Source organism: Leptotrichia sp. OH3620_COT-345, from assembly GCF_003932895.1.
Taxonomy (GTDB): Bacteria; Fusobacteriota; Fusobacteriia; order Fusobacteriales; family Leptotrichiaceae; genus Pseudoleptotrichia.
In genome coordinates, this window is sequence record NZ_RQYW01000003.1 from 1 (window position 1) to 25851 (window position 25851).

The 25851-nt window shown below is 26.8% G+C and carries 25 protein-coding genes; 7 read left to right on the forward strand and 18 right to left on the reverse strand.

Features of this window, described 5'->3' with window-relative positions; genetic code table 11:
* Nucleotides 1–109: 109 nt before the first annotated feature.
* From EII29_RS02300 to EII29_RS02355, 12 genes are all read right to left on the reverse strand, one after another.
* Nucleotides 110–1024 (reverse strand): dihydrodipicolinate synthase family protein, encoded by a 915-nt coding sequence (locus EII29_RS02300; RefSeq protein ID WP_125235936.1) that lies wholly within the window; start codon nucleotides 1022–1024, stop codon nucleotides 110–112.
* Between the two features lie 16 nt (nucleotides 1025–1040).
* Complete coding sequence (locus tag EII29_RS02305) at nucleotides 1041–1955, reverse strand: ROK family protein (protein WP_233573229.1); 915 nt, start codon at nucleotides 1953–1955, stop codon at nucleotides 1041–1043.
* Nucleotides 1955–2254 carry a hypothetical protein gene (locus EII29_RS02310; protein WP_125235938.1) on the reverse strand — a complete coding sequence of 100 codons (300 nt, stop codon included), beginning with the start codon at nucleotides 2252–2254 and terminating at the stop codon, nucleotides 1955–1957. The genes EII29_RS02305 and EII29_RS02310 overlap by 1 nt, the downstream gene beginning before the upstream one ends.
* A 52-nt stretch (nucleotides 2255–2306) precedes the next feature.
* A complete protein-coding gene (locus EII29_RS02315; RefSeq protein ID WP_125235939.1) occupies nucleotides 2307–3143 on the reverse strand; it encodes a carbohydrate ABC transporter permease in 837 nt (278 codons plus the stop codon).
* A 9-nt stretch (nucleotides 3144–3152) separates the two neighbouring features.
* Nucleotides 3153–4055, reverse strand: a complete 903-nt coding sequence (locus EII29_RS02320; protein WP_125236128.1) for a carbohydrate ABC transporter permease — start codon at nucleotides 4053–4055, stop codon at nucleotides 3153–3155.
* Between the two features lie 157 nt (nucleotides 4056–4212).
* Nucleotides 4213–5541 (reverse strand): ABC transporter substrate-binding protein, encoded by a 1329-nt coding sequence (locus tag EII29_RS02325; RefSeq protein ID WP_125235940.1) that lies wholly within the window; start codon nucleotides 5539–5541, stop codon nucleotides 4213–4215.
* A gap of 260 nt (nucleotides 5542–5801) precedes the next feature.
* On the reverse strand, nucleotides 5802–7121 hold the full coding sequence (celB, locus tag EII29_RS02330) for a PTS cellobiose transporter subunit IIC (protein ID WP_125235941.1): 1320 nt from the start codon (nucleotides 7119–7121) through the stop codon (nucleotides 5802–5804).
* Nucleotides 7122–7184: 63 nt separating this feature from the next.
* The gene (locus EII29_RS02335) at nucleotides 7185–7490 is read right to left on the reverse strand and encodes a PTS sugar transporter subunit IIB (RefSeq protein WP_125235942.1); all 306 of its coding nucleotides are present in this window, start codon (nucleotides 7488–7490) and stop codon (nucleotides 7185–7187) included.
* Nucleotides 7491–7827: 337 nt separating this feature from the next.
* Nucleotides 7828–8049: a zinc ribbon domain-containing protein gene (locus tag EII29_RS02340; RefSeq protein WP_125235943.1), complete on the reverse strand. Its 222-nt coding sequence runs from the start codon at nucleotides 8047–8049 to the stop codon at nucleotides 7828–7830.
* A 114-nt stretch (nucleotides 8050–8163) separates the two neighbouring features.
* Nucleotides 8164–9942: an aspartate--tRNA ligase gene (gene aspS, locus EII29_RS02345; protein WP_125235944.1), complete on the reverse strand. Its 1779-nt coding sequence runs from the start codon at nucleotides 9940–9942 to the stop codon at nucleotides 8164–8166.
* An 18-nt stretch (nucleotides 9943–9960) separates the two neighbouring features.
* Nucleotides 9961–11196, reverse strand: coding sequence for a histidine--tRNA ligase (gene hisS, locus EII29_RS02350; RefSeq protein ID WP_125235945.1), 1236 nt, complete (start codon nucleotides 11194–11196; stop codon nucleotides 9961–9963).
* 39 nt (nucleotides 11197–11235) lie between these two features.
* A complete protein-coding gene (locus EII29_RS02355; protein WP_125235946.1) occupies nucleotides 11236–11913 on the reverse strand; it encodes a thymidylate kinase in 678 nt (225 codons plus the stop codon).
* Between the two features lie 642 nt (nucleotides 11914–12555).
* Here EII29_RS02355 and EII29_RS11930 point away from each other — a divergent pair.
* The 7 genes from EII29_RS11930 (at nucleotide 12556) to EII29_RS02385 (ending at nucleotide 19365) form a co-directional block, all read left to right on the forward strand.
* On the forward strand, nucleotides 12556–12750 hold the full coding sequence (locus EII29_RS11930; protein ID WP_148096396.1) for a hypothetical protein: 195 nt from the start codon (nucleotides 12556–12558) through the stop codon (nucleotides 12748–12750).
* Between the two features lie 901 nt (nucleotides 12751–13651).
* On the forward strand, nucleotides 13652–14380 hold the full coding sequence (locus tag EII29_RS02360; RefSeq protein WP_125235947.1) for a hypothetical protein: 729 nt from the start codon (nucleotides 13652–13654) through the stop codon (nucleotides 14378–14380).
* Nucleotides 14377–15387, forward strand: a complete 1011-nt coding sequence (locus tag EII29_RS02365; protein WP_125235948.1) for a Gfo/Idh/MocA family protein — start codon at nucleotides 14377–14379, stop codon at nucleotides 15385–15387. The genes EII29_RS02360 and EII29_RS02365 overlap by 4 nt, the downstream gene beginning before the upstream one ends.
* Nucleotides 15380–16264 carry an HD domain-containing protein gene (locus EII29_RS02370; protein WP_125235949.1) on the forward strand — a complete coding sequence of 295 codons (885 nt, stop codon included), beginning with the start codon at nucleotides 15380–15382 and terminating at the stop codon, nucleotides 16262–16264. The genes EII29_RS02365 and EII29_RS02370 overlap by 8 nt, the downstream gene beginning before the upstream one ends.
* A gap of 55 nt (nucleotides 16265–16319) precedes the next feature.
* On the forward strand, nucleotides 16320–17498 hold the full coding sequence (locus EII29_RS02375; protein ID WP_125235950.1) for a glycosyltransferase family 2 protein: 1179 nt from the start codon (nucleotides 16320–16322) through the stop codon (nucleotides 17496–17498).
* A 131-nt stretch (nucleotides 17499–17629) separates the two neighbouring features.
* Nucleotides 17630–18550: an aminoglycoside phosphotransferase family protein gene (locus EII29_RS02380; RefSeq protein WP_125235951.1), complete on the forward strand. Its 921-nt coding sequence runs from the start codon at nucleotides 17630–17632 to the stop codon at nucleotides 18548–18550.
* Nucleotides 18551–18582: 32 nt separating this feature from the next.
* Entirely contained in the window at nucleotides 18583–19365 is a 783-nt protein-coding gene (locus tag EII29_RS02385) for an HAD-IIB family hydrolase (protein WP_125235952.1), read from the forward strand.
* A 388-nt stretch (nucleotides 19366–19753) separates the two neighbouring features.
* Here EII29_RS02385 and EII29_RS02390 read toward each other — a convergent pair whose 3' ends face one another.
* The 6 genes from EII29_RS02390 to EII29_RS12990 form a co-directional block, all read right to left on the reverse strand.
* Nucleotides 19754–21877, reverse strand: coding sequence for a DNA topoisomerase (locus tag EII29_RS02390; RefSeq protein ID WP_125235953.1), 2124 nt, complete (start codon nucleotides 21875–21877; stop codon nucleotides 19754–19756).
* Between the two features lie 334 nt (nucleotides 21878–22211).
* Complete coding sequence (locus EII29_RS02395) at nucleotides 22212–22481, reverse strand: hypothetical protein (protein ID WP_125235954.1); 270 nt, start codon at nucleotides 22479–22481, stop codon at nucleotides 22212–22214.
* Between the two features lie 328 nt (nucleotides 22482–22809).
* Nucleotides 22810–23712: a toprim domain-containing protein gene (locus EII29_RS02400; protein WP_125235955.1), complete on the reverse strand. Its 903-nt coding sequence runs from the start codon at nucleotides 23710–23712 to the stop codon at nucleotides 22810–22812.
* A gap of 157 nt (nucleotides 23713–23869) precedes the next feature.
* Nucleotides 23870–24415: a C40 family peptidase gene (locus EII29_RS02405; protein ID WP_125235956.1), complete on the reverse strand. Its 546-nt coding sequence runs from the start codon at nucleotides 24413–24415 to the stop codon at nucleotides 23870–23872.
* Between the two features lie 38 nt (nucleotides 24416–24453).
* The gene (locus tag EII29_RS02410; RefSeq protein ID WP_125235957.1) at nucleotides 24454–25434 is read right to left on the reverse strand and encodes an ArdC family protein; all 981 of its coding nucleotides are present in this window, start codon (nucleotides 25432–25434) and stop codon (nucleotides 24454–24456) included.
* 1 nt (nucleotide 25435) lies between these two features.
* Complete coding sequence (locus EII29_RS12990; RefSeq protein WP_255411003.1) at nucleotides 25436–25561, reverse strand: hypothetical protein; 126 nt, start codon at nucleotides 25559–25561, stop codon at nucleotides 25436–25438.
* Nucleotides 25562–25851 lie beyond the last annotated feature (290 nt).

Here is a 25851-nt window from a genome sequence, read left to right on the forward strand (position 1 = left end):
TATTTCCAAATCTATTCCGTGTACCGCTTTAAATCCATTAGGATATTGCTTCTCCACTTTTTTCAATACTACTCCTGACATATCTGCTCCTCCTGAAAATAATTTTATTTTATCTGATTTTTTCTATTAATACTGATATTTTATTATTCAATCCTTTTAAAAATTCTTTTGCTTTAGGATCAGTTATAGGTAACAGGGGCAGTCTCGGTACACCTGTTTCTACTCCTCTTAAATGAAGTATATATTTACATGCTCCATATAAAGAACCTACTGAAAGCAATCCTTTTATAATTTCATTCACTTCATTCTGCAGTTCTCTTGCTTTATCAAGTTCCTGATTTTTCATATATTCATCAAGTTTCATAAACAGTTCGGGCATTACTCCGTAAGTTCCTCCTATCCCTCCGTCAGCTCCGATTGCCTTTCCTGCTATGAACTGTTCATCAGGTCCGTTAAATACAAGAAAATCCTTTCCTCCCACAGATTTAAACTGTTGAAGTTCAAATGTACTTTCTGAGGAACATTTTATTCCTATTACTTTTTTTTGTTTAACCATTTCCTCAAATAATGTCATAGGCAAATTAAATCCTGTTGTTTGAGGTATATGGTATATTATAAAAGGTAAATCCGTACTATCTATCATTTCCTGCCAATGTACTCTTACAGATTCAGGTGAAAGTCTGTAATAAACTGCGGGTATTGATGAAACGGCATCAGCTCCGCATTTTTGTGCGTGCTGTGCAAGCCTTACACTTTCAAGTGTAGAATTAGCTCCTACATGAACTATTACTGTCAATTCACCTTTTACTTCCTCCATTACAGCTTCAACTACCTGCTTTCTTTCTTCTTCACTTTGTAATATTCCTTCTCCTGAACTTCCTCCTACATAAAGTCCTTTTACTTTTTTATCGGCATAATACCTTGCAAGCTTTTTAACTCTTTCTTTATCTACATTTCCATCATCATCATAGGCAGAATACATTGCCATAAAAATTCCTTTAAATTTTTCCAAATCAATTTTCATTTTTTTCCTTTCACTATTATATGTTATTTATTTTATTACGTCTACTCAAAAAGTGATACAATGCACCTAACAATCCAGCCTGATTCCCCTGTTTTGCCAATTTTATCTTTGTCTTTCTAAATATATCACTTATCATATTGTCATTTACGTATTGTCTTATTTTTTCTTCCAAATACTCCTTTTGTGCAGTTATTCCTCCTCCTATGACTACTATTTCAGGATTCAATAAATATATTATATTTCTTATACTTATGGAAAGATTTCTTATTAATTCGTCAATAACTTCAACACATATTTTATCTCCCTGTTTTGCCAGCTCAAAAATATGTAAACCGCTTATTTTCCCCTCTATTCCTTCTTTCTCTTTTTTTTCTTTCTGAATTTTTTCAATTAAATATTTCGAAGATGCTATATTTTGAATATAATTTCCGTTTATATCCATATAGCCTATCTCTCCTGCAGTATATCCTATACCGTTTAGCAATTTACCATCTAAGATTATCGACCCGCCTATTCCTGTTCCCACTGTAATACAAACCATTGACTTTGAATTTATCCCGACTCCTTTCCAGTATTCACCCAGTCCTGCACAGTTCACATCATTTTCCACTTCACAGGGCAAATTAAACTCTTTTTCCAGTTCTTCTTTTATTTTTGTGCCTGTATATTTTGGAATTGTCGGTCCTGCATAAATAATTTCCCCTTTTTCGGTATCTACCACTCCTGCCGAAGAAATACAGATTCCTTCTATTTTATACACGCCATACTGTTCAAGAATATCTTTTATAAGCTTTTTTACATCTGTAAGTATATAATTTTCTCTTGATGTAACTCTTGTACTAACTGTGCCGTTTATAAGCATATCTCCATTTTCAGTAAATACTCCGTATTTTATTGAAATTCCTCCTATATCTATGCATATGTAGTACATCAGTATTTCACATCCGATCTTCCTAAAAATTTTCTGATAATAAAGATGGAAATGTTATAAATAATACTTGCAGTCACTACAGGAATATAATTAAAATATACTGCATAACTCATATTTTTCATATTCAGTTTATATGCTGTAATTAATAATACCACACTGACTGCATTAATTACAAGAGGCGAAATATATAATTTATTAAAAATTCTATTCAGAAGGGCAGTTACTATAATTGAGCCTGCCATAAATACCGAACTGTAATAAAACCATCCTATTATCATTATTTTAAAATTCTCAATCATTTTTTCCTCTTTATATTTTTAAATAATAAAATCTAATTTTACAAAATTACATTTATCCTTTTACAGCTCCCATTGTTACTCCCTGAGTGAAGTAATTCTGGAACATTAAAAACACTATTATCATCGGTAGTGATGCAAGCAACGCTCCTGCCATAAGTAATCCGTAATTCAGCGAAAATTCGGCACTTTGTGCCATTGCCGCAACTCCGAGAGGTAATGTTTTCATTGTTTCACTGTTTGTAAATATCAATTGTGAAAAATAATCATTCCAACTGGCTATAAATGTAAATATCGCCAATGCTCCTATTCCCGGTTTTATAATAGGCAGAACAATATTCATGAACGTTCTTAATTCACCACAACCATCTATTCTTGCTGACTCAAGCAGCTCGTTAGGTACTGAATGAGAAAACTGTTTCATCAGAAATACTCCGAATGGCCAACCTACTGCAGGAAATATAAGTGCCTTATAAGTATCTATCCAACCAAGTTCCGTAATAAACTTCAATAGCGGTATGAGTATTACCTGTTTTGGTAATGCCATTGCAGCTACAAATACTATAAATATAATTCCCGCTCCCGGAAACTGCTTCTTTGCAAGGGCATACCCTGCTAAAGATGCTGTTATACACACAAGCACAGTTGTAGAAAATGACACAAATACTGAATTAAAAAACCATTTTGTAGTCAATGGTATAAGCAGTTTATCAAAATTTTCCAATGTAGGTTTTAAAGGAAACCATTCAGGCGGTATACTTATTGCCACTTCCTGTACTTTAAATGCTCCTGTAGCTATCCAATAAAAAGGAAATATAAAAAATATTGTTAATAATACTAATATTGTCATTGAAAAAATTGAAAATATCGATGCTTTTTTATTATTTTTCATTTTTCCCTCCTAATCTATATCTTTTGATAAAAATTTAAACTGTAATATTGATATTACTCCTATTATAACTGCTAAAATTATTCCCATTGCCGATGATACTCCGAAACGACCTTCCACTATAGCTGTCTGATAAACAAGATACATAACCGTAGAGGTACTGTAATTTGGACCTCCATGAGTTAAAAGCTGTATCAAAGCAAATATCTGGAAACTGTTTATAGTTGTTACTACTACTATATATAATGTTGTAGGCATAACCATCGGCCATGTTATATCTCTGAATGTCTGCCATTCACTGGCTCCGTCTATTCTTGCAGCTTCCATTAAATCTTTAGGAACATTTCCCAATGCAGCTACATACAATATTATAGGTTGTCCCACACTTGTTGTTATAAGTATTGCTATAATTGCAAATATTGCCGTACGTGGATTCCCCAACCAGTCGACAGGCTCTTTTATTATATGTGCCTGCTGAAAAATATAATTTAATATTCCATATTTAGGATGATATATCCAGTTCCATACAACTGTAATTGAAACAACGGAAGATATGGCGGGAATATAGAAAACTCCTCTAAAAAATGATCTGACCGTTGCACTTTTTTCATATATTACATAAGCTACAAATATTGAAAACACCACAACTATAGGTAATGCTACAAACGTAATAAAAATCGTATTTCCTGCTGATTTTAAAAATATATCGTTTTTAAATAAATCAATATAATGTTTTAATCCGACAAAAGTCGTATTCCGACCTCTAAATCTGTATAAAGACAAATGTATCCCCTTTATCATAGGATATAAAACAAAACTTGAAAAAAATACAAGTACAGGTAAAATAAACATATAGGCACTGTAATCGACTTTTTTCCAATTCCATTTATATTTTACAGCAATATTACTACTCATTCCTTTTTTCACCGTTCTTTCATTATAAGCTGAAGTATAATCAAAATGAAAATAGATTTTCATTTTTAAATTTCTGCCTTTTTATTAATTTATTGATATAGAGCAATATGAGGGCAATTTTTACCCTCATATAATCTCCGGTATACAGATACCTGCACTATTTTGCGTCCGACACTGTTTTGTTTGCATCTTCGGCAAATTTGTCCAATCCCGCTTTCACTTCAGACTGACCGTTTAATACTGCCTGAACCATATTGAACCAAAGTGGTCTCATTTGTGCATATCCGTCTATTGTATTATAATAAGGTCCATAGAAACCTACAAGAGATTCCAGATATTTAACTTCCGGATCATCACCGTATATTCCGGCTTTTCCTGAAGGAGAAAAATTATTTGTGGCCTTTAAGTTTCTTTCACCCCACACAGGATCATTTACAACAAAGTCAACAAATTTTTGAGCTGCTGCTACTTTTGCATTATCTCCATTATCAAATACTGCTGCTCCTGCAAGCAAAAATTCAAATTTTGCCTGTCCTGATTCATTAGGAAACGGTAGAAATACAGGTTCCAAGTCTCCTTTTGCGATAACTTCTTTATCCTGCCCTTTTAATCCCGGAGAATAAAGAATTGTTATTACGGCTTTCCCACTTCTGAAAGCTTCCAATGCGTCTTTTGCTTCGGCAGAAACTCCTTTCCCTAATAAGCCTTCATCATAAGCTTTTTTTATCCATGTCAGTGATTTTACACCATTCTCATCATTTATTGTATATTTTGTAATTCCTTCATCTGTTATCCATGAATTATATAAATTTGAAACAAATGCTCTCGGTCCCTGATCTCCTGCCTGGCTTTTCGTATAAAACAATACAGGGTCAACAGAAGAATCTTTAGATTTTACCGCTTTTAAAAATTTTTCAAATTCAGCTACCGTCCAGTTTCTTCCCGGCTTATTCAACGGGAGAAGTTCAGTAACTCCCAATCTATCTGTCAATTTTTTATTAACCGCCATAACGAAAGGAGCTGTTCCCAAAGGATATAAATAAAGCTTATTTTCAAAACTGCTTGCTTCTGTAATAACTTTTGAATATTTTGAAGTATCTACATTTTCAAAAGGTGCCAAATACCCTTTTTTAGCCCAGTCGATAATTCTTCCCGGGGCATCTATTACAACATCGGGATTTGACTTAGCCTGAATTGCAGTTTCAATTTTAGCAGGTCCATCGGTAAAATCAATTTTCTGATATTCAACTTTAATGTTCGGATTTTTTTCTTCAAATGCTTTAATTAGAGCTGCATCATATTCTTCAGGAGTTTTAAATTCTCCATCTGAAGTAAAATTCGGAAAAGACCAATATTTAATAGTAACTTTTTGGTTGGGATCCAGTTTTTTCTCACCAGCTTTTTCCTGTTTTCCTCCTCCACATGCCATGAGAACAAAAGCGAATAACACTCCTGTTAATATTTTCTTCATGAAATTTCTTTTCATTTCATTACCTCCATGTTTTCTTTTTTATAATTTATTATTTTTTTACAATATATTGTACCCTATTTTTTCAATTTGTAAATAGATGAAAATAAATTTTTTTTTATTTTTTTTTTATTTTTTAAAATTTTTTTTCATTTTTAATTTATTATATCAGATAACAGGAAAAATATTTTTAAAATAAAAAATACTCCAATATCTTTTAGGAAAGAATATTAAAGTATTTTTATTATTTTTGAGTTTCTACTATTTCAATTTTATATTTATATTTCTCCGCTTTCTTCCTGCAACTTTTTACTATCCCACATTTTAAAGAAAGGATAATATATAATTCCTGTTACAAAGAAATTCACAATCTGCACAACTGCTCCCGAAATTTTTCCTCCGGTAACGAGATATCCTGAAATTATAGGAGGAGTTGTCCATGGAATAGCAATTCCCGTAGGTTTTGCAACAATACCGAGTTTCATAGTCCAATACGTTATTGTAACCGCAGCTAAAGGAGCCAGTATAAACGGTATTATTAATAAAGGATTCATTACTATCGGTAACCCGAACAGTATAGGTTCATTTATATTAAAACATGCAGGACCTATTGACAGTTTACCTATTTCCTTGAGCTGTTTACTTTTTGCCCAAAATAACAACATTAATGCGAGGGAAAATGTAGCTCCCGAACCTCCCATTGACTGAAATATATCAAAAAACTGAGGAGTAACTACATGTTGTATAGGTTTCCCCTGTGAAAATGCTAACCTGTTTTCATCAAGTAATACATAAAGTGCAGGATATACAATTCCCGTTACTATATTTGCTCCATGCAGTCCACATGTCCATAAAAGATGTATCAATATTGTCACTATAACTACTCCAAAATACGATCCTCCTATTGCTGTTAAAGGTTTTGTCAGTAATTTTGTTACTACTTCATGTATATTTCCGAATCCTGTATTTTCAAATCCTATTCTTATTAATAAAGATACCAGAACTATTATAAATCCGGGAATTAAGGCAACAAACGTTTTAGAAACTGCAGGAGGAACCATGTCAGGCATTTTTATTACAAGATTTTTCTTTACTATAAAGTTAAATATCTCAACTGCTAAAATAGCCATTATTATTCCTACAAAAAGTCCTGCACTTCCTGTACGACTTAAAGGTATTCCTGTGGCTGTGAGTTCACCGTACTGTTCATGAGTGAATGTTATGGTAAAAGGAGTCACAAGTAAAAAAGATACAAATGATATTATTGCTCCTGATATTCCATCCAGTTTATAATATTCAGATAAACGGTATGCAACTCCCATACATGTTATAATACCTATCATATCAAATGTTACGGAAACAGGATAAAGTAACCATTTCTGTATTGTAGCTCCTAAAGGTGTAGCATAAAAGTTTGCAACTGCAGGTATAGGAAGAGCTGCAAGTATTAAAAATACAGAACCTATTATAACAATAGGAACCGTTATTATAATTCCATCTTTTATTGCTGCAAGATGTCTTTGATTTGCAACTTTTGCCGCTAAAGGCATCAATTTTTCTTCAAGGCTTTTCGTAAATTTATCCATAAAATTTGCCATATAATATTTCACTCCTTATTTAATTTATAAATACTTTTTCTATATTTCTGTTTCAAATATAATTTATCCAAGTAATTTTAAAGCTGCTTCCAAAACTTTCGTACCATTCATCATTCCATAATCTACCATATTAATTGCTTCTATTTTTTTCCCATGCTCATCGGCTATTTTTTTTAATTCAGGTAAAGCATACTTAACTTGAGGGCCTAACAATACAACATCTGATTTAGGTATTTCAGTTGCAGCTTTATCAAGAGGCTCTGCCCATATTTCAACTTCTTCCCCTTTAGCTTCTGCTGCCGCTTTCATCTTATTTACAAGTAGGCTTGTTGACATTCCCGCTGCACAGCATAATAAAATTTTTTTCATAAAATTCTTCCTTTCATAATTTATTTTTGTTTTCTTATATTACAGTTATATCATCATATTTTATTTTGTCAAGTTTTTAATATTTTTCTTTATTTTTCGTCTATTTTTATTAAATATTTTCCTTAAAATAGAGCTATATTTCAATTCAAACTTATTTAAACGTTTTTTTAATTCCATTTTTTCGTCTATTGAAAAATAACTGATTAACAAAAAATATAATTTTTTTCTAAAAAGTTCCATTTTTAAAATTAATTTTAAAAAAAATTGAAGCCGATAATTAGAAAACATCTCTTTACTAAAATCGACTTCAAACTTTAATTCATCTATTTTTCTTAAATTATTTCACATCATCAGGTACAGTATATGCCTGATTACAAATAGGGCATTGTAAATATTCGTGCTTTCTGCTTATAGGAAATACCGGTATAAAAAACAGTGTAAACCAATTTCTATATTCCATGAACTTCCATTCAGACACATTATGACATCTAGAACATTCATAATTTCCTACAATTCCCATATCCTTATATATTGTTTTTGTTCCGAAAAGTATTATCATTTTTTTCACCTCATCTATATAATAAAAACATATTTAAACTTAACCTGATTGTTGATTATTCTGTCATTTTTTCCATTTCAATTACAGAACTGTTTTAACACATCAGTCTTACTTCTAATCTTTGTTTATTTCCAACAGTTTTAACTGTAAATCTTCTTTAAGTACTTTTTCTTCCACTTCTGCAGGAGCTCCTGTCATAAGATCCTGACCTTTGTTTGTTTTAGGAAACGGTATTACTTCTTTTATGGAGGTTTCTTTAAGCATTGCCATGAGCCATCTGTCTATACCGAATGCCAAACCTCCATGAGGAGGAACCCCATATTTCAAAACTTCAAGAAAAAATCCGAATTTATCTTTCAATTCCTCCTTGCCAAGTCCAAGTTTTTCAAAAACTTTTTCCTGCAACTCATTATCATGTATTCTTATACTTCCTCCTCCGATTTCGTATCCGTTTAGTATCATATCATAAGAATCCGTCTTTATTTTTTCAAGCTCATTTGTATCCAGATATTTCCTGTCTTCAATTTTTATTGAAGTAAAAGGATGATGCTGAGCTTTATATCTGTTTTCTTCCTCACTCCATTCAAACATTGGAAAATCTACTATCCATAAAAATTTATAAACATCCTTATCGATTAAATCAAATTCTTCTCCAAGCTTTAATCTTAAAGCTCCAAGCCCATCATGAACAGTCTTGTATTTATCTGCTAAAATGAATGCCGTTTCATTATTTTTTATGTTCAGTTTTTTAAGAATTTTTTCTAAAGTATCTTCACTGAAAAACTTTACAATAGGTGAATTTATCTGTCCGTTTTCATCTTTCTTTATATATGCCAGCCCTTTTGCTTTGAAGTATACTTTTAGATAATCCTCCAAATCTTTAATATATTTCCGTGTAAATTTCTCTCCGTTCGGAGCGACTAAAGCTTTGACATATCCTCCTTCTTTAACTGTATTTTCAAATACTGAAAACCCGCATGTTTCAGTTTCTTCAGATAAATTTATAAGTTTCATATCAAATCTTAAATCGGGTTTATCCGAACCGTAATTTTCCATTGCATAATCATAAGTCATTCTTTCAAATTTTTCATTTACTTCTTTTCCTGTAACATCTTTAAACACTTTTTTTACAAGTTTTTCAGTTATATTTATTATATCTTCCTGACCTACAAAGGACATTTCGACATCAAGCTGTGTAAATTCAGGCTGTCTGTCCGCCCTTAAATCCTCATCTCTGAAACACTTTGCAATTTGATAATATTTATCAACACCCGCTACCATAAGTATCTGTTTGAATAGCTGAGGAGATTGAGGCAATGCATAGAAATTTCCTTTATTTGTTCTACTCGGAACTATAAAATCTCTGGCTCCTTCAGGGGTAGCTTTGGCAAGTATGGGGGTATCAATATCAAGAAACCCGTTTTCATTCATAAATTTTCTTATAGAAAACAACATATCATTTCTTTTTATAATATTATTTAACATTCTGGGTCTTCTTATATCTAAATATCTGTAAGTGAGTCTTAAATTTTCATTTAAATTTCCGGTTTCATCCGTTTCAAAAGGAAGGGATTTTGATCGACTTAAAACTTCTATGTTTTTTGCTTGTATTTCAATATCCCCTGTAGGAATTTCTGAATTTTTGCTGCTTCTTTCTACAACTGTTCCTTTTACTTTTATTACCCACTCATTTTTATATTTTTTTACTTTTTCAAACAGTTCTTTTCCTGAAATTTCTTCATTTACAAATATTTGAGTAATTCCATATCTATCCCTTAAATCAATAAATACAAAGTGCCCTTTATCTCTTATTTTTGAAATCCATCCTGATAATATAACTTCTTCTCCTGTATTTTCAATTCTTAATTCGTTTAACTTATAGGTCCTATACATTTTTTCTTCACCTCTTTATTATTTTATAATATTTACAACTTCATCAACAGAGTATTTTTTCTGTTCTCCTGTAATAAAATTTTTAAGTGTCACAATATTTTCATCTTTTTCTTCTTCACCTAATATTATGACATATTCAACATTTATTTTATTGGCTTTTTTTATTTGAGCATTAAAACTTTTCGGATTATAATCAAAATTTATTTTTATATTATTTTGTCTCATTATATCCGCTATTTTTATGAAATATTCTTTTGTTTCATTAAAATATATTATATAAACTCCTTTTTTCTCTTCTTTTATCAAAGAATCATCCATAAGCATCGCTATTCTTTCCATCCCTGCTGCAAATCCTATTCCGGGTATTTTTACCTTCCCCATTATTTCGAGTAATCTGTCATATCTTCCACCTGCCAGAACAGTCGACTGTGCTCCCAGTTTATCTGACTTTATTTCAAATACGGTATCCGAATAATAGTCTAATCCCCTTACAAGTTTAGGATTTTCTTTATAACTTATTCCCATTATTTCAAGATATTTTTTCATTTCTTCAAAATATTCTCTGCTTTCTTCATCAAGGTAATCATATAATTTAGGAGCATCTTTAAATTGTTCCTGATCCCCTTTATCTTTGGAATCAAGTGCTCTCAATGGATTTTTTTCATATCTTCTTTTGGAATCTTCACTAAGTTTGTCAAATCTTTGAGCCATAAAGTCTTTTAAATCATTTATATATCTTTTTCTTGATTCGACATTTCCAAGACTGTTTAATTCTACCGTTAAATCTTTTATTCCCAGTTCTTCCAGAAAATCGCAACCCATTTTTATAATTTCAGCATCTAAATAAGGATTTCTTATTCCGAATACTTCCGTTCCGACTTGGTGAAATTCTCTATATCTTCCTTTTTGTGGAGCTTCATATCTATACATGGGGCCGTTATAATACCATTTTACAATAGGGTCCGCTTTATGAAATCCTGCTTCAAGATAAGCTCTTACAACTCCTGCTGTACCTTCAGGACGCATAGTGACACTACGTCCTCCTTTATCTATAAAATCATACATTTCTTTGGAAACTACATCTGTTTCATCTCCTACACTTCTTCTGAAAAGCTCAGTTTCTTCAAGAATAGGAGTTATTATCTTTTCAAAATTGTATTTTGAAAAAATTTTCTTTGCTGTATCCATTATAAAATCATACTTTTTTACATCATCTGAGTGCCTGTCTTTCATTCCTTTTAAAATATTTATCACAAAAAAACCTCTCTTTCTTTCATAAGTCATTTTTATTTTTTAAATATTATGTATTATTTTTTCCATTATTTCATTGTTTATTTCTTCAACTGATTTTAATTTATTATCTTTTACGCAGGATATTATTATCCAGTTATATTTTATGGCAAGCTCTTTTGCAAGGTTATAAGCACTTTTCAGATACTCCTTATCACTTTCATGTATGTCCTTTTTTTCTTCCCCTGTTATTTTGTTATTCCTTTCTTTCATCAGCTTCTGACTGAATTCAAAAGGAACATCCAAAAAAAACACCAAATCCGGTTTCGGTATGGAAATTTTCTTCCATTCCAAATCCGTAAGCCATTCCAAAAATTTTTCTCTTTCTTCTTCATTTTTTATTTTCGGAGTCTGATGCACCATATTTGATGTGGTGTATCTGTCACTTATTACTATTCCGCCCTTATTATAAAATTTTTCCCATTCTTTTTTAAAGGAAGCATATCTGTCTACCGAATAAAATAATGAGGCTGCATACGCATTCACACTGTCTACATTTTTTCCAAATTCTCCTGCAAGATACATTTTTACAGGTTCTGAAGCCTTACTTTCATAATTTGGAAAGGATATTTTTTTTATGTTTTTCTTTCCTTTTATTTCACACAATTTTTCATATAAAAGGGCGGTTTGGGTTTGTTTTCCACTTCCATCCGTTCCTTCAATGATTATAAGTTTTCCCATTTTCCCTCCGGTACTGTTTTGTATTGTATGTTTTTAATTATATCATAAATTATCTTTTATTTTAAGACGAATTATAATAAAACTGTTTTCATTTTTTCTCCTTTCTTCTAATGCTCTACATACTTACATACAATGCTAATAAACTAATTTATTTATAACATTTCTTAATTCTTTAATATTACGGCATGTGTCAACTCGGGCAACAATATTTTTTTACTTGTGTTCCATAATTTTTTTGAAGCCGTTCCATTTTTTATACTCTCATCTTATTAGAAATATTTTTGAAATTGAAAAAAATCAGAAGTCTTTGCAGAAATGATTAAGAAAAATATTACACAGTTATAAAAAATTTAAATATTATAGCATTAATATTTATCAGTATTTATGAGTAAAAAATAAATTTAATGAGCAATTTCATCAATGAAAGTTATCCTTTTTATTTGACAAAAATTATAAAAAAATTTCTGCCACATAATTAATAATTCCCGAAATCCATTTTACTGAAATTTGACAAAAATTTAAATATTGTTATAAAATAAAGCATAAATAATGTAAAAAGAATATATCATGTCCGAAATCCCGAATCTAGAATCTGAAAGAAATTAGAAAAAGGATAGAGGAAGAACTTAAAAAAATTTAACTATGAAAGAAACCAAGCAAAGAGTAAAACAATTGGATTTAAAAAGAAAAAATTACATTATGGAAGAAAAAATGAATCTTTTAAAAATCTCTTTTATTGTAGGACATGCTATATATGATTGGAAAAGTTCATATAATCCTGTAGTAAAAAGAGAAGAAAAAGAAAAGACATTAAAAATAACAAAAATGTTAAAATAGCTCTGAATATATTGAAAAATTTTAAATTTTGATACTCTTTATAAAACTAACTGAAAAAATTCTTATTATAAATATTTTTTAAGCTATAAATTAATATGCTGTCAGTATGTTACCAAATAAATTTAAATTATAACAAATTTAAGTAAATTATAACAAATTATAGCTATCTTCAAAATATCATAAATAAAATAAAAATGTGCAATTCAGTATAAATACCGCCTTGCACTATATATCCATTTTTTAGTTATATTAGTGGAGGCGAGACTAAAATAATTTTTAAAAATAAAGATTTCACTAGTAACTCTGTTGTCAGTGTGTTGTCAATTGTTAGTTTAAAATTTTCAAAAAAATTTTCTCTTTATGTTTTTTTTATATTGACAAATTTAAAAAAATAAGGTATCTATTATTATATAATTTGATATATTTAGAAGGTGATATTTTGAGACAAGAAAACTTTTTTAAATTTAATAAATATCAATTTATTTCAAATTCTTCCATAAACAATACTAATCATACAATGTCAAGTTCTATTAATAAATTTTGCTTTCAAAAAATACCTGTAAATATTTTAATTAATTTGTTAAATGAAGGATATACAATTGATATTATTGGAATTTTCCCACACTTTTTTGAAAAATATTATTTTTCATTGGGGTATAAAGATATTGTCCAAGTTCCATTTATTTATAATAAAAGATTGAAAAAACTAAACTACATTAGACCAACTTTTTTTATAGGAAAAAATTTTTATAATCAAAAAAAAATTATATTAAGTGTTCCATCTGGTGAAGATTATATAAAACATTATACAAAAATTATATTACATTTTTTAGATATATATTTTAAAAATCCAAAAATATTAACTAATATTTATAGATCAAGTTATCACGAAAAAAATATTATGGAAATAACGGGTTTTAATAATCAATTTATTTTTACTAATGATATCGTTATTTTAGGTTATATAGATGAAATTTATGATAATTTAAAAGATAAACTATTATTAATTTCTGAACAACAAAATGAATATTATATAAGTAAGCGGTGTAAAATAAACAATAAAATCATAAATTTTTTAGGAATAAAATATAGTTACTGGGGAAATATAAGTCAAAAAATAATAGAAAGGCTACTAAAATGTAAAGTTAAAGAAATAATATATTCCGCAAAATTAGGGACATTGATATCTCATTTAGATATTTATTCAAAAATCTATTCACCTTCTGAATACATTATTATAGAGGACTTAAAAATAAAAACTAAAAAATTTAAATTAGAAAATAAAATATTAAAACTTTTCCCTTTTTTAAATACTCAGCTTCATGTGAGTACACCTACAATTTTAGAACAAACTTATAAACAGCGAGAATTTCTTTCAAAAATGAATGTAAATTCTATAGATAACGAAATTTCACAAATGGCGGAAGTAATCTACAAGAAAAAATTAAAAGTAAATTTTTTTTCAATACATTTTCCAACTGATTATTTAAGAAAAGAAAATGAAAGAGATTTACGTACAAATTTTGATTTAAGTAATAACCGTAAATCAATGGCAATTTTTAAAAAAAATAAAATCATAAAAGAAATTTCTTATTATTTATATCAATATTTTATGGAGGAAACTATATGAAAAAAAAAATTAATTGTGCTGTAATTGGAACTAGATTCGGGGCAAGAACAATTTTACCTGTAATTTTCAAAATTAAGTGTTTAAATATAAAATATTTATGTGGTGGAAAGGATAAAGAAAAAACAAAAGTAATTGCTAATAAATATTTAATAGAAAACTATGAATGTAGTTTTGATGATATAATAAATGATAATGAATTAAAAATAATTTTTATTGCTTCTCCACACCAATTTCATTATGAAATGATAAAAAAATCAATTAAAAAAAAACTAATTATATTAACTGAAAAACCGTTAGGAATTAATGAATTTGAAGTAAATGAAATAATCAGATTAAAAAATCATAACAATAATTTAATGCTTGTTAATCACCAACTTAATTACTATCCAGTTTTTAATAAAATAAAAGATAAAATAAATTTACTAGGCAAATTATATTATATGAAAATTTATTATCAAACTAATAGATTAACATATTTAGATAAATCTAACTGGACTTTAGATTCAAAAAAAGGCGGTGGTTTATATTTAGCTATGGGCTCTCATATCCTTAGTCTATTATCTTTTTTATTTAGTGATAATATAAAAATTATAAATTCGTATTGTGATAGTTTTGAATTAAATTATGCTGAAACATTATTTGAATTTCAGGCTTTTATTAATAATTTAAGAATCAACACAACATGTATTGGAACTTCATATAATGAAGATTACTTAGAAATAAAAATATTTGGGGAGTTAGGAGAAGTTAATTTTAAATCGAATTTAGAAGCTACATTAACTTATTTAAGTGATAAAAAATTAAAAAAAGAAAATTTATATAAAGGCATTAATAAAAATATTTCAATATGGAAATTATCATTTGAAAACTATTTATTTGAAATAATAAATAATCTTAACAATAAAGATTATATTTATAATGACCAAAGAAATACAAGTTTTGAAAAATTTCAAAAACAATTTATGCTATTAAAAAAATTAGAAAAAGAGGCAAAAGGTAATGAATAAAATTAATGATGAATTATATGGAGAATATTATATAGATGATGTTATCTATGAAATAATAGAAACTAAAGCTTTTAAAAGATTAAAAAATATATATCAATCGGGTGGAGGATACTTAGTTAATGAGTTATGGAATGTGACTAGGCAAGAACATTCAATAGGAACAATGATATTATCTTTAAAATTTAATGGAAGTCTTGAAGAACAAATAAAAGCACTTTTACATGATATTTCACATACAGCTTTTTCACATGTTATAGATTATATTTTAAAAAATAAAGATGAAAATTATCATGAGAAAATACAAAAAGAATTCTTAAATGATAAAGAACTACTAAATGTCTTTAAAAAGTATAATTTAAATATTAGAAAAATAATGTCAAGCAATTACAAATTTTTAGATGCTGAATTACCAGAGTTATCATTTGATAGAATAGATTATACTTTAAGAGATCTATTTAGACAAAAAAAAATTTCACTTAAAGAGATTGAAAAATTATTAGCTCATTTAGTAATATATCAAAACAAATTATGTATTAATTCTTTAGAAATTGGAAAATGGTTTCAGGAATTATATTTTAAAGAAGTTGTAGAATATTTTCAAGATCCTTTAAATAAATATATAAATACAATGCTATGTAATTTATTGATTTCTGCTTTAAATGAAAAGATTATTCAATTTAAAGATTTCAATTTTACAGACAAGCATATATTAAAAAAAATTAAAAATTCCTCAAAAAGGAAAGAACTAGAAGATATAATTAACAAGAAAAAATTCAATGAATTTTTATTATTAGAAGAAAAAATAAAAATAAAATATAGATATATAGATCCTTATATTTTTATTAATGATGAAATAAAAAAAATATCTGAAATCTAGTATAACAAACTAATAAAATTTACAAGAAATTTAAAGTGAAGGAGTGATATTTACTATGACAATTTCTACTTGTATATTAGCTAAAAATGAAGAAAGAAATTTAAAAGATTGTTTAGAAAGTGTGAAAACAATTTCAGACGAGATCATTGTTGTTGATAACGGTTCAACAGATAATACTATAAAAATAGCAAAAGATTTTGAATGTGAAATAATTAATAGTCCAAACACAATTATAGATGAAGGTAGAAACTTATATTTGGAAAAAGCAAAATCAGACTGGATATTTATAATAGATGCAGATGAAAGATTAGACTTAAAGTCTAAAAATGAAATATTTAAGTCTATTCAAACTGCAATAAGTAATCCCCAAATATTAGCGTTTACCTTAGATTCTTATCAATATACAGGAAAAGGAAAATGGGCAACAGTAAAATTTATTAGATTAATTAAAAATGGAAAAAATATTAAATATCAAGAAACCCCAATACATTCTGATTTAGAAACATCTATTCTTGAAAATAAAGGAATTATTTATAATTGTGGAGCATATATACATCATATTGATATTTTAATAAATAATCGAACTAAATTGAAACGAAAAAAATATCAAAATCACATATTAAGAAGATTAGAAAAAGAAAACTTAAATTCTATAACAGGAGCATATCTAATGTGCTTTCTTGGACTTGAGTATGCTGCACAAAAAAAATTTGACTTAGCTGAAAAATGTTACTATAAAGTAATTGAAAAAAATGAAAAAGTAAAAAGTTTTGCTAAAATATTTTTATCTCAAAATTATATCTTACAACATAAATATTTTGAATCTGAAAAAATACTATCTTCTTTAGAAAATAAGACTAATAATACTATTGATTATCAGATTATTCCTCAATTAATAGAAATTTATAAAAATACAAATAGAATCAAGCAAGCAATAAAACTTTGTGAAAATGAAATAACTAAAAATGAAAAATTAGCTCATTTGTATGTTAATTTAGCAATATTGTATGAGGATATATTTCCTGAAAAAACTATTGAATTAATTGAAAAAGCAAATAATATAAATAGTTATATATCAAATGAATTAATATATAAAAAAGGGGAAACTCCTAATATTTTTGAACAACAAAGTTGCATTATAAATTCATTGAAAACTACAAAAGATATTATGGAAGCATGTTGTAAAAAATTAGGTCAAGAGAAAAGATTCGAAAAAATTTTTATTAAACAATAATATACTTATAGGCTGTCTCATAAGTCAAAAACAAATCTCCAACTATAAATATTATGTATTTTTATACTTTATGAGACAGTCCCAAGAATGTTCCTATTTAATATTTTTAATAAAAAGGAGAAAATAGAATTATGCAAATTTCTTTAAAAAATATAATTCCAAATTATGACAAATGGGAAAAAATTATTTATATTAATAAAGGTTTATCAAGTGATAAAAAATTTTTTCTTCAATCAAAAACTCAAAAAAAATATATAATAAGAATTTCTAAAGTAAAAGAATTAAATAATAAAATAAATGAGTACAATGCTGTAAAAAAAATAAAAAAACTTAATTTTATTCAAAAATTTCTTGGTTATGGAATATGTGAAAATAAAGAATTCATGTATTCTATCTATTCATGGTTACAAGGAGAAAATTTAGAAGAAAAAATTTTTAAATTAACTAAAAGGAAGCAATATGAATTAGGATTTCAAGCTGGTAAAAAATTAAGAAAAATTCATACATTAACAATTACAGATACTAACTATAATTTTATTAAGGAAATTAAGGAAAAAGTAAATATCTCTAAGAAAGAATATGTTAAAAATAAATATAAAATTAAAAATGAAAAAATTATTTGGAATTTTATTAACAAAAATCTTTATCTTTTAGATAAAAGAGAAAAATGTTTTTTACACGGAGATTTTCATATAGGAAATATTATCTTGAATAAAGATAAAGAACTAGGTTTTATTGATTTAAATTGGTTTAGATACGGAGATCCCTATAAAGATTTCGTAAAATTAGTATATGTATCAAGAATGTTAAGTGTCAATTTTTCTATTGGTCAAATTAATGGTTATTTTGATAATAAAGTTCCAGAAATTTTTTTTAAAGTTCTAGCTTTATACACTGCAATTAATGTTCATTTTAGCATTTTATGGTCAAGTAAACTAGAAAAAAAAGAATTAAATAAGGACTTAAAAAGAATACAAAAAGTTTACAATGATTATAGTGGTTTCAAACTTATTATACCTAAATGGTATACAAAACCAAATGATAACTTGTAAAATTTATTGAAAATAAAGGAGATTTCATTCAAATGAAGTATCTATTTTGTGATCTTGACAATACTTTAATATTTAACAATAAAATTAAAAAAAATGATATTTTAGCAATACAAAAATGGAAAAAATTAGGTAATGATTTTATCATAACAACAGGTAGAAGTTTTTTAGGAGTAAAAAATATACTTGAAAATTATTTGAAAATAGATTATAAATATATAATATTGAACAATGGAGCATTAATTTATAAAAATAATAAAAAAATATATGAAAAAAAACTTGATTCCGAAATTGTATTTCAAATATTAAATGAGTTTATAGAAGATAGAAATGTTTATATGCGTTTTGACGACAACGGAATAAACACTTTAGTTACTTCTGAAATAGAATCTAAAAACAACATAAATCATATTGATAAAGTAATATACAAAGAAAATTTATCATTAAAAGGAAAAGAGATTTATATGCTAACTATATTTAATAAATCAAAAAAAGAAATTGATGCAAAAAAAATAGAAAAAACTATAAAAAAGAGATATAACAATATACTAGAAGTTAAAATGAATAAATATGCAGTTGATATTACATTTAAAGGTATTTCAAAAGGAAATGCAATTTGTGAAATTTTGAAATATGAAAATATAGATAAAAATGATATATATACGTTGGGAGATTCTTTTAATGATATTTCTATGTTTAAACTAAATAACAATTGTTTTACTCTCAAAACAGCAAGCTTTTTTATTAGAAAGCAAGTTAATTATATAGTTAATAATGTAGAAGAATGTATTATAGATATTTTAGAAAATAATATTTAACATAAAAAGTATACTTAATATATTTAGTTCATCAATCAATATTTAATTCAAAATGTTTTACATTTAGCTTTTACTAGTATTACTTTTAATTTGACTTTTTAATTATTAAGTAATATTATCTTGATTTGAATTTTTTGTTTTCAATATTAGACTCTTTTTCTTAAATATTCTTATGCAATACCTTTAGTTATTTTTACTTTTTTAATTTTATAATAAATTTAAATAAAAGAGACTGCCTCATAAATCAAAAATAAATCTCTAACTATAATTATTATATATTTTTAAAAATTGAAAGATATTGTTTTTAGTAGTTTTATAAAAATAAAAAATATATAAAATTTATGATTAAATATGTTTTTATACCTTATGAAATAGCCTCTTTTAAATACTATTTATCTTTTTCTAGATTAACGTAATCACCATTCAGTTTCATTTTAAAATTAGCTTTGTATTCTTTTCCGTTTTTAGCTTTCAATTTAAATTCAACTTTTTCTCCGTTGATTAACTTAAGAGCATTTTTCTTATTTATCTTTAACATTTGTTCAAAATATTTAGTTTCTTTCCATAAAGAAAACTTACAACCATTTTTATATTCTGAACAATAAAATGCTTTATTTTTTTCTAAAATATCTCCTTTTTCACATTTAGGACATTCACACAACACTTCCTTTTTTTCACTAATCACTGAAGTCTTAATTTTTGTATGATTATCTTCTATTATTTTTATAACTTGATACAGCACAAAGTCTGTCAGCTTTTCTTTTTTTGATTTTCCTTCTTTAATTTCTTCCTGAATAGACCACCATAACGCTGTCATATCTGCACTTTTAAGACTTTCGGGTAAAGTTGAAAGATATTCTTTAGCTAATTCTGTAGAAACTACTGTTTTTCCCTTTTTTTCTAAATACCCTCTTTTAAAAAGTTCCGTAATAATATTTGCCCTTGTAGCAGTAGTTCCTATACTTCCATTTTCTCCTTTCTTTTCCTTATCTTTTTCTTTTAAGATCCCTCTTATTTTTTCATCTTTTACATATTTTGATATATTTGTCATATCTGACAATAAACTTGCCTCTGTATAAGGTTTTTTCGCTTTAGTTTCCTTCTCCTCAATTTTCATATTACCATTTTTTATAATCACCGGATATTCTCCATTTTGAATATCATACAAATCATATTCTGTTTTTTCTTTTTCGTTATCATCTTCATAAATAACTTTATATCCTAACTCTAAAACTTTAACAGAAGAAACTTTAAATTCATTACTTTCAACATTTACTACTGCTTCTATTTTTTCAACTTTTTCTTTATCCATAAACTGAATAATATATCTCTTTGCTATCAATTCATAAATATTTTTTTCTTCTTGATTAAATTTTGATAATTCTCCACTAAAAGTTGGTATTATTGCATGATGAGCAGTTATATTTTTTTCATTGAAACATTTCGACTTATTTTCTTCATCGAAATTCAGTTTCAAATTTTCTAATCCAATTTTCTTCATTACTTCAGGAATTAATCTTACGGCTTCTTTAAAATGCTCTTCAGACAGATATTCACAATCGGATCTATTATAAGTTATTGCTTTATGATTATCCCTTAAACTTTGAGTGATATCCTGTGTTTTTTGAGCAGAATATCCAAATTTATTATTAGCTTCTATTTGAAGCTTTGCAAGATTAAAAGGTAAAGGTGGTGAGTTATAACTTTCTTTTTTGTTAATTTTAACTATACCTGTTTTCGCCTCTATTTCTGATATAATTTTTTCTACAGTTTCTTTATCTTTAATCATGCCTTCTTCTATACTTTTCGGTACAGAATATTTTAATTTTAATATTTTATGATTAATTTTTATATTTAAATAAAGATCATAATATTTTTCTTTTACATGATTTTTTATTTCATAATCTCTATTTACTACCAATGCAAGAGTAGGAGTTTGGACTCTTCCTACAGTTAAAGGTTTGCTCGCATTATTGTATAAAGTAAAAAATCTGCTTAAATTAAATCCTACAATCATATCTGCAATTGCTCTTGCTTCAGCTGCTTTTCCTAAATTTACATAATTTAAATTGTAATCCATTTTCTGAAATGCTTTTTTTACTGCTTCTGTATTATTATCGTTTATCAAAATTCTCTTTACTACTCCATCATACTTACAATATTCCAATATTTCATCTATCAAATACTGACCTTCATCATCGGGATCTCCTGCATGAATGACTTCTTTTGTATTTTTCAAAAGCTCTTTTATATTTTTTACTATATTTTCTTTTCCTTTGATAGGAATTTTGCTCCATTTAGGAAAGTAAATCGGTAAATCTTCCATATTCCATTTTTTATACTTCTCTTCAATTTCTCCAGGATTTTTATGTCTTAAAATATGTCCCACAGCCCATACTATAGTATATTCTTTTGTTTCTATTTTATTATTAAAATATTTTTTTTCTCCTTCAACTGCTAATGCTATTGCTTTTGCTAATTCGGGCTTTTCGGCTATTATAATTTTTTTCATATATTTTCCTCCTTGTCACTCTATATTAAATGTAGAGTGCTTTATTATTTGACATTTTTAAATTTTATGTTATAATATTTATGTAACTCCCCCTAAGGAGTTCACTATAAATATAAGTTAAATAAATTTGCGGTAAAGAAGACTGGTTTTTTCCAGTCTTTTTTGCTATAATATTTTGAACGAGTTCCGCAAAACTCGTAACTTATATTTATAGGAGGTATACATATGCGTATATTATTTTTGTTTTTAGTATTTTTTTTACTAATTCAAAAAATTTTATACTAATGTCGCCTCAACCCCTTAGGGGTACGCACTCTATATTATGTATATAGTGTTATCTTTCCCAATCTTTATCACTGCTTTCTATCCAAAAGTTTTCACTAGTATTTTCCTTTAATACTTCTTCTTTTTGTTTTCCGTGAACTTTAAGATATTTAAGCATTTCCATTTCTGTTTCAAAATTTATTCTTTCTTCAATTTCTTCATTTTCTTCACTATAATACAAATGATTTATAAAATATTCTCCTGATAAATAACTTTTTCCATAATCTAAAATCATATCTGTTTCATTTTCTAAATACATATATTTTCCTTTTAATCCCATTTTTATCTCCTCCTAATTTTTTCACTCTATATTAAATATATAGTGTTTTATTATTTGACATTTTTAGATTTTATGTTATAATACTCGTGTAACTCCCCTAAGGAGTTTTACTATAGAAAAATATGTAAATTTTGCAGATAAGGACTGGATTTTTTCAGTCCTTTTTAGTATAATTAATTGGGTTTCTGCAAAGACCTGCATATTTTTCTAGGAGGTATACGTATGCATATATTATTTTTGTTTTTAGTATTTTTTTTACTAATTCAAAAGATTTTATACTAACGTATCCTCACCCCTTAGGGGTATACACTCTATACTATATATAGTGCTATCTTTCCCAATCTTTTTCATCATCTTTTATCCATAAATTTTCTTTTTCAATATTCTTTATCTCTTTTAAATCATCGTTCCAATCTTTATTTTTCGATTTTTCTCTATAGATATTTAAATTACTGTATTCTTCTTTTATTACCTTATAAAAATTATCTCCTGCTTCATCATTGTCAGTACATATGTAAATACTCTCGATATCTTCAGATAAATAACTTTTAAATATATCGTTTCTAACTCCTGAAATACTTAAAAATCTACTATTTTCTTCTACGTTTCCCTTATTTAATTGTAAATAAGACAGTAGATCTATCGCAGCTTCGAAAATATATAAATTTTTTATTTCTTTATTATTTGTTATATTAAATCCGTAATGACTACTAGTATTTCTTTTAAATTTACTTTCTCCAGTACCTACTAAGTCATAGCCCTGTATTTTATTTCCAATATCCCTGATTGTAAAATTAACATTATCTCTCTCATCTAAAAAGATAATTTCTTTTTTATATAACGCTTCCACTATCTTTTTATTTATCCCTCTTTTTTCAGATAAATAATTAATTACTTTATTTAAATTATCTTTTTTTATTGAAAATCCTTTCACAGAAGTTTTGCTGCTATATACATTACTTTCACTGGGTTTATATTTTTCATTTTTTATATCTTCTAAAAATTCTTCTACCTTTTCAAATATTTTCCTCCCTTCTATTCCATATAAGTTTTTAAGTAAGTCGTAATAATTCCCTTTTATATTTTTAGAGTTCCAGACAAATAATGAACCGGATAAAATAAGGCTATCATGATCTTTTAATTTGTACCTCCGCCTTCCATGAGGAATTAAACTTTCTCCCATATATTCAAGAAGGTCTTTTAAATTTATATCGCTTAAATTCGTATTCATAACTTTTCTCCTAAAAAAAGATAAAGGTATCCCATAAATGCAAATTCGTCGATTTGCTATTATGAAATACCTTTTTATGTCAATTCGCCGACTGACGGTTTCATTCCTCTATTTGATTTTTAAATACTCTATGTAAAATATAGAGTCCTTATTTAAATTATATTACTGATATAGCCCATTTGAATTTTTCTCTGTAAAAACCTGAAAATTCAGATATAACAACCTTTTTACTCGCTGAACTTGCATGAATGAATCTGTTATCTCCCATATAAATTCCCACATGGGAAATACGTCCTTTTCCTAATGTTTCAAAAAAAAGAAGATCTCCTTTCCTAATCTTTGATATACGGGGTTTAAACTGTGCCTGTTCATAAGAAACTCTAGGTAAGTTTATTCCCATTGTTTGCTTATATACGTATTGTACAAAACTAGAACAATCAAATTTATCTGTTCCACTAGCACCCCATAAATATGGACTCCCTAGTTTTTTTGTAGCAAAATTTATTATTTCATTTCTAATATCTAAATTTGTTTCATTAGAAGATTTATTAATTACTTTTATTTTATCTATTTTATCCTTCTTCTTTTTTACAAATCCGTAATCTGTATTAGTACCTCTGTTTATAAAACTTATTCCACTTGCGATTGTATTATTCAATATAACAAGAAATAAGAAGGAATAGATAGAAATTTTTCTTTTCATTTTGTATCCTTTCTTACTCTATACTGAGTATATAGTGCTTATCTTTCCCAATCCTTTTCATCATCTTTTATCCATAAATTTTCTTGTTTTTCTTCTAATTTGATATTTTTTAATTGTTCTCTATATGGTTCTAATATATAGTCATTTATTTTTTGTGCTTCTTTTATGGCTTCAAATAATACTCCGGGATTTTCTTTTAATATGCTATTCCAACTTTTGATGTATGCTGCATTATTTTCAAACTCTTTATCTTCTATTTTCAGTTTAGTTTCTTGTTGTATAAATATTGATGAAAATTCCGCTATTAACTCTTCTTTGGCATAACTTTTATCTCCGAATTTACCAGACATATCCCGATTTAATCTTTTCTTATGTCCTGTTGAATGTGCCATTTCATGTAGTGCAATAGAGTATAAATCTTCTATTCTATTAAACTTTTCTTTTTTAGGAAGATGAATACTATCATTAATTAAATTATAAAAAGCATTATTTAATTGATCATACTTTATCGACACTTCAAAATTATCAAGGATTTGTTCTATTATCTCATTTCTCTTACTACAATCTATTTGAATTTTTTGATTATATTTCTCAATTCCATGTATTTGCTCCGCATTAAACACATTATATTTTTTAGTAATAATATAAATATTTTCTGATAAATATTTACTTTTTTCTTCTTCAGACATATTTTTTATAGTTTCATTATTAAATTCCTTTTTTGTATTTTTATCAGTTAATTGATAAAAATACACCGGTGTTGATTTTTCTCCTTTTTTTACTTGAAAATTGTTTTCTCTAGCTTGATTATAAGTCATCCATCTAGGGTCATTATATCCATTTTTTATTGATGAAATTAACAGTCTTATATTATTAGACCCCTTATATTCTTTATTTGATATTGGGTTATTTGGTTCATCTAAACTTCTCCATGTTTTTCTCCAGGATAAGTCTTCTTTTTCTATTAGCTTTATAATATCATTTACTAATTCTTGTTTTTCATTACTCAATTTTGCCATATTAATCTTCTCCTTTTTCTATTATTTCCATAACTGATTTTTCAGATATTTCATCAGGAATTTCATTTTCAAAAGGATTTTCCTCTTTAAAATCATATAATTTCATCAAGCTTTCAATTATTTTCATATTTTTCCTTTCCCACTCTATACTAAATATACAGTGTTTATTTCATTTGACTTTTTTGTAATTTATGATATAATATCAGTGTAAATCCCTAAAGGGAACTTATATTAATGATAAAAAATGGTGACAAATCAGACTGGAAAATACCAGTCTTTTTTGTTATAATGTTTTTTGAACGAGTTCACCACTCGTATCATTAATATAAGGAGTGATGTCTATGAAGACATTTATTTTTATTTTAGCAATATTTTTGCTAATTCAGAGGTTCTTGCTCTAAATAACTCACTCAACCC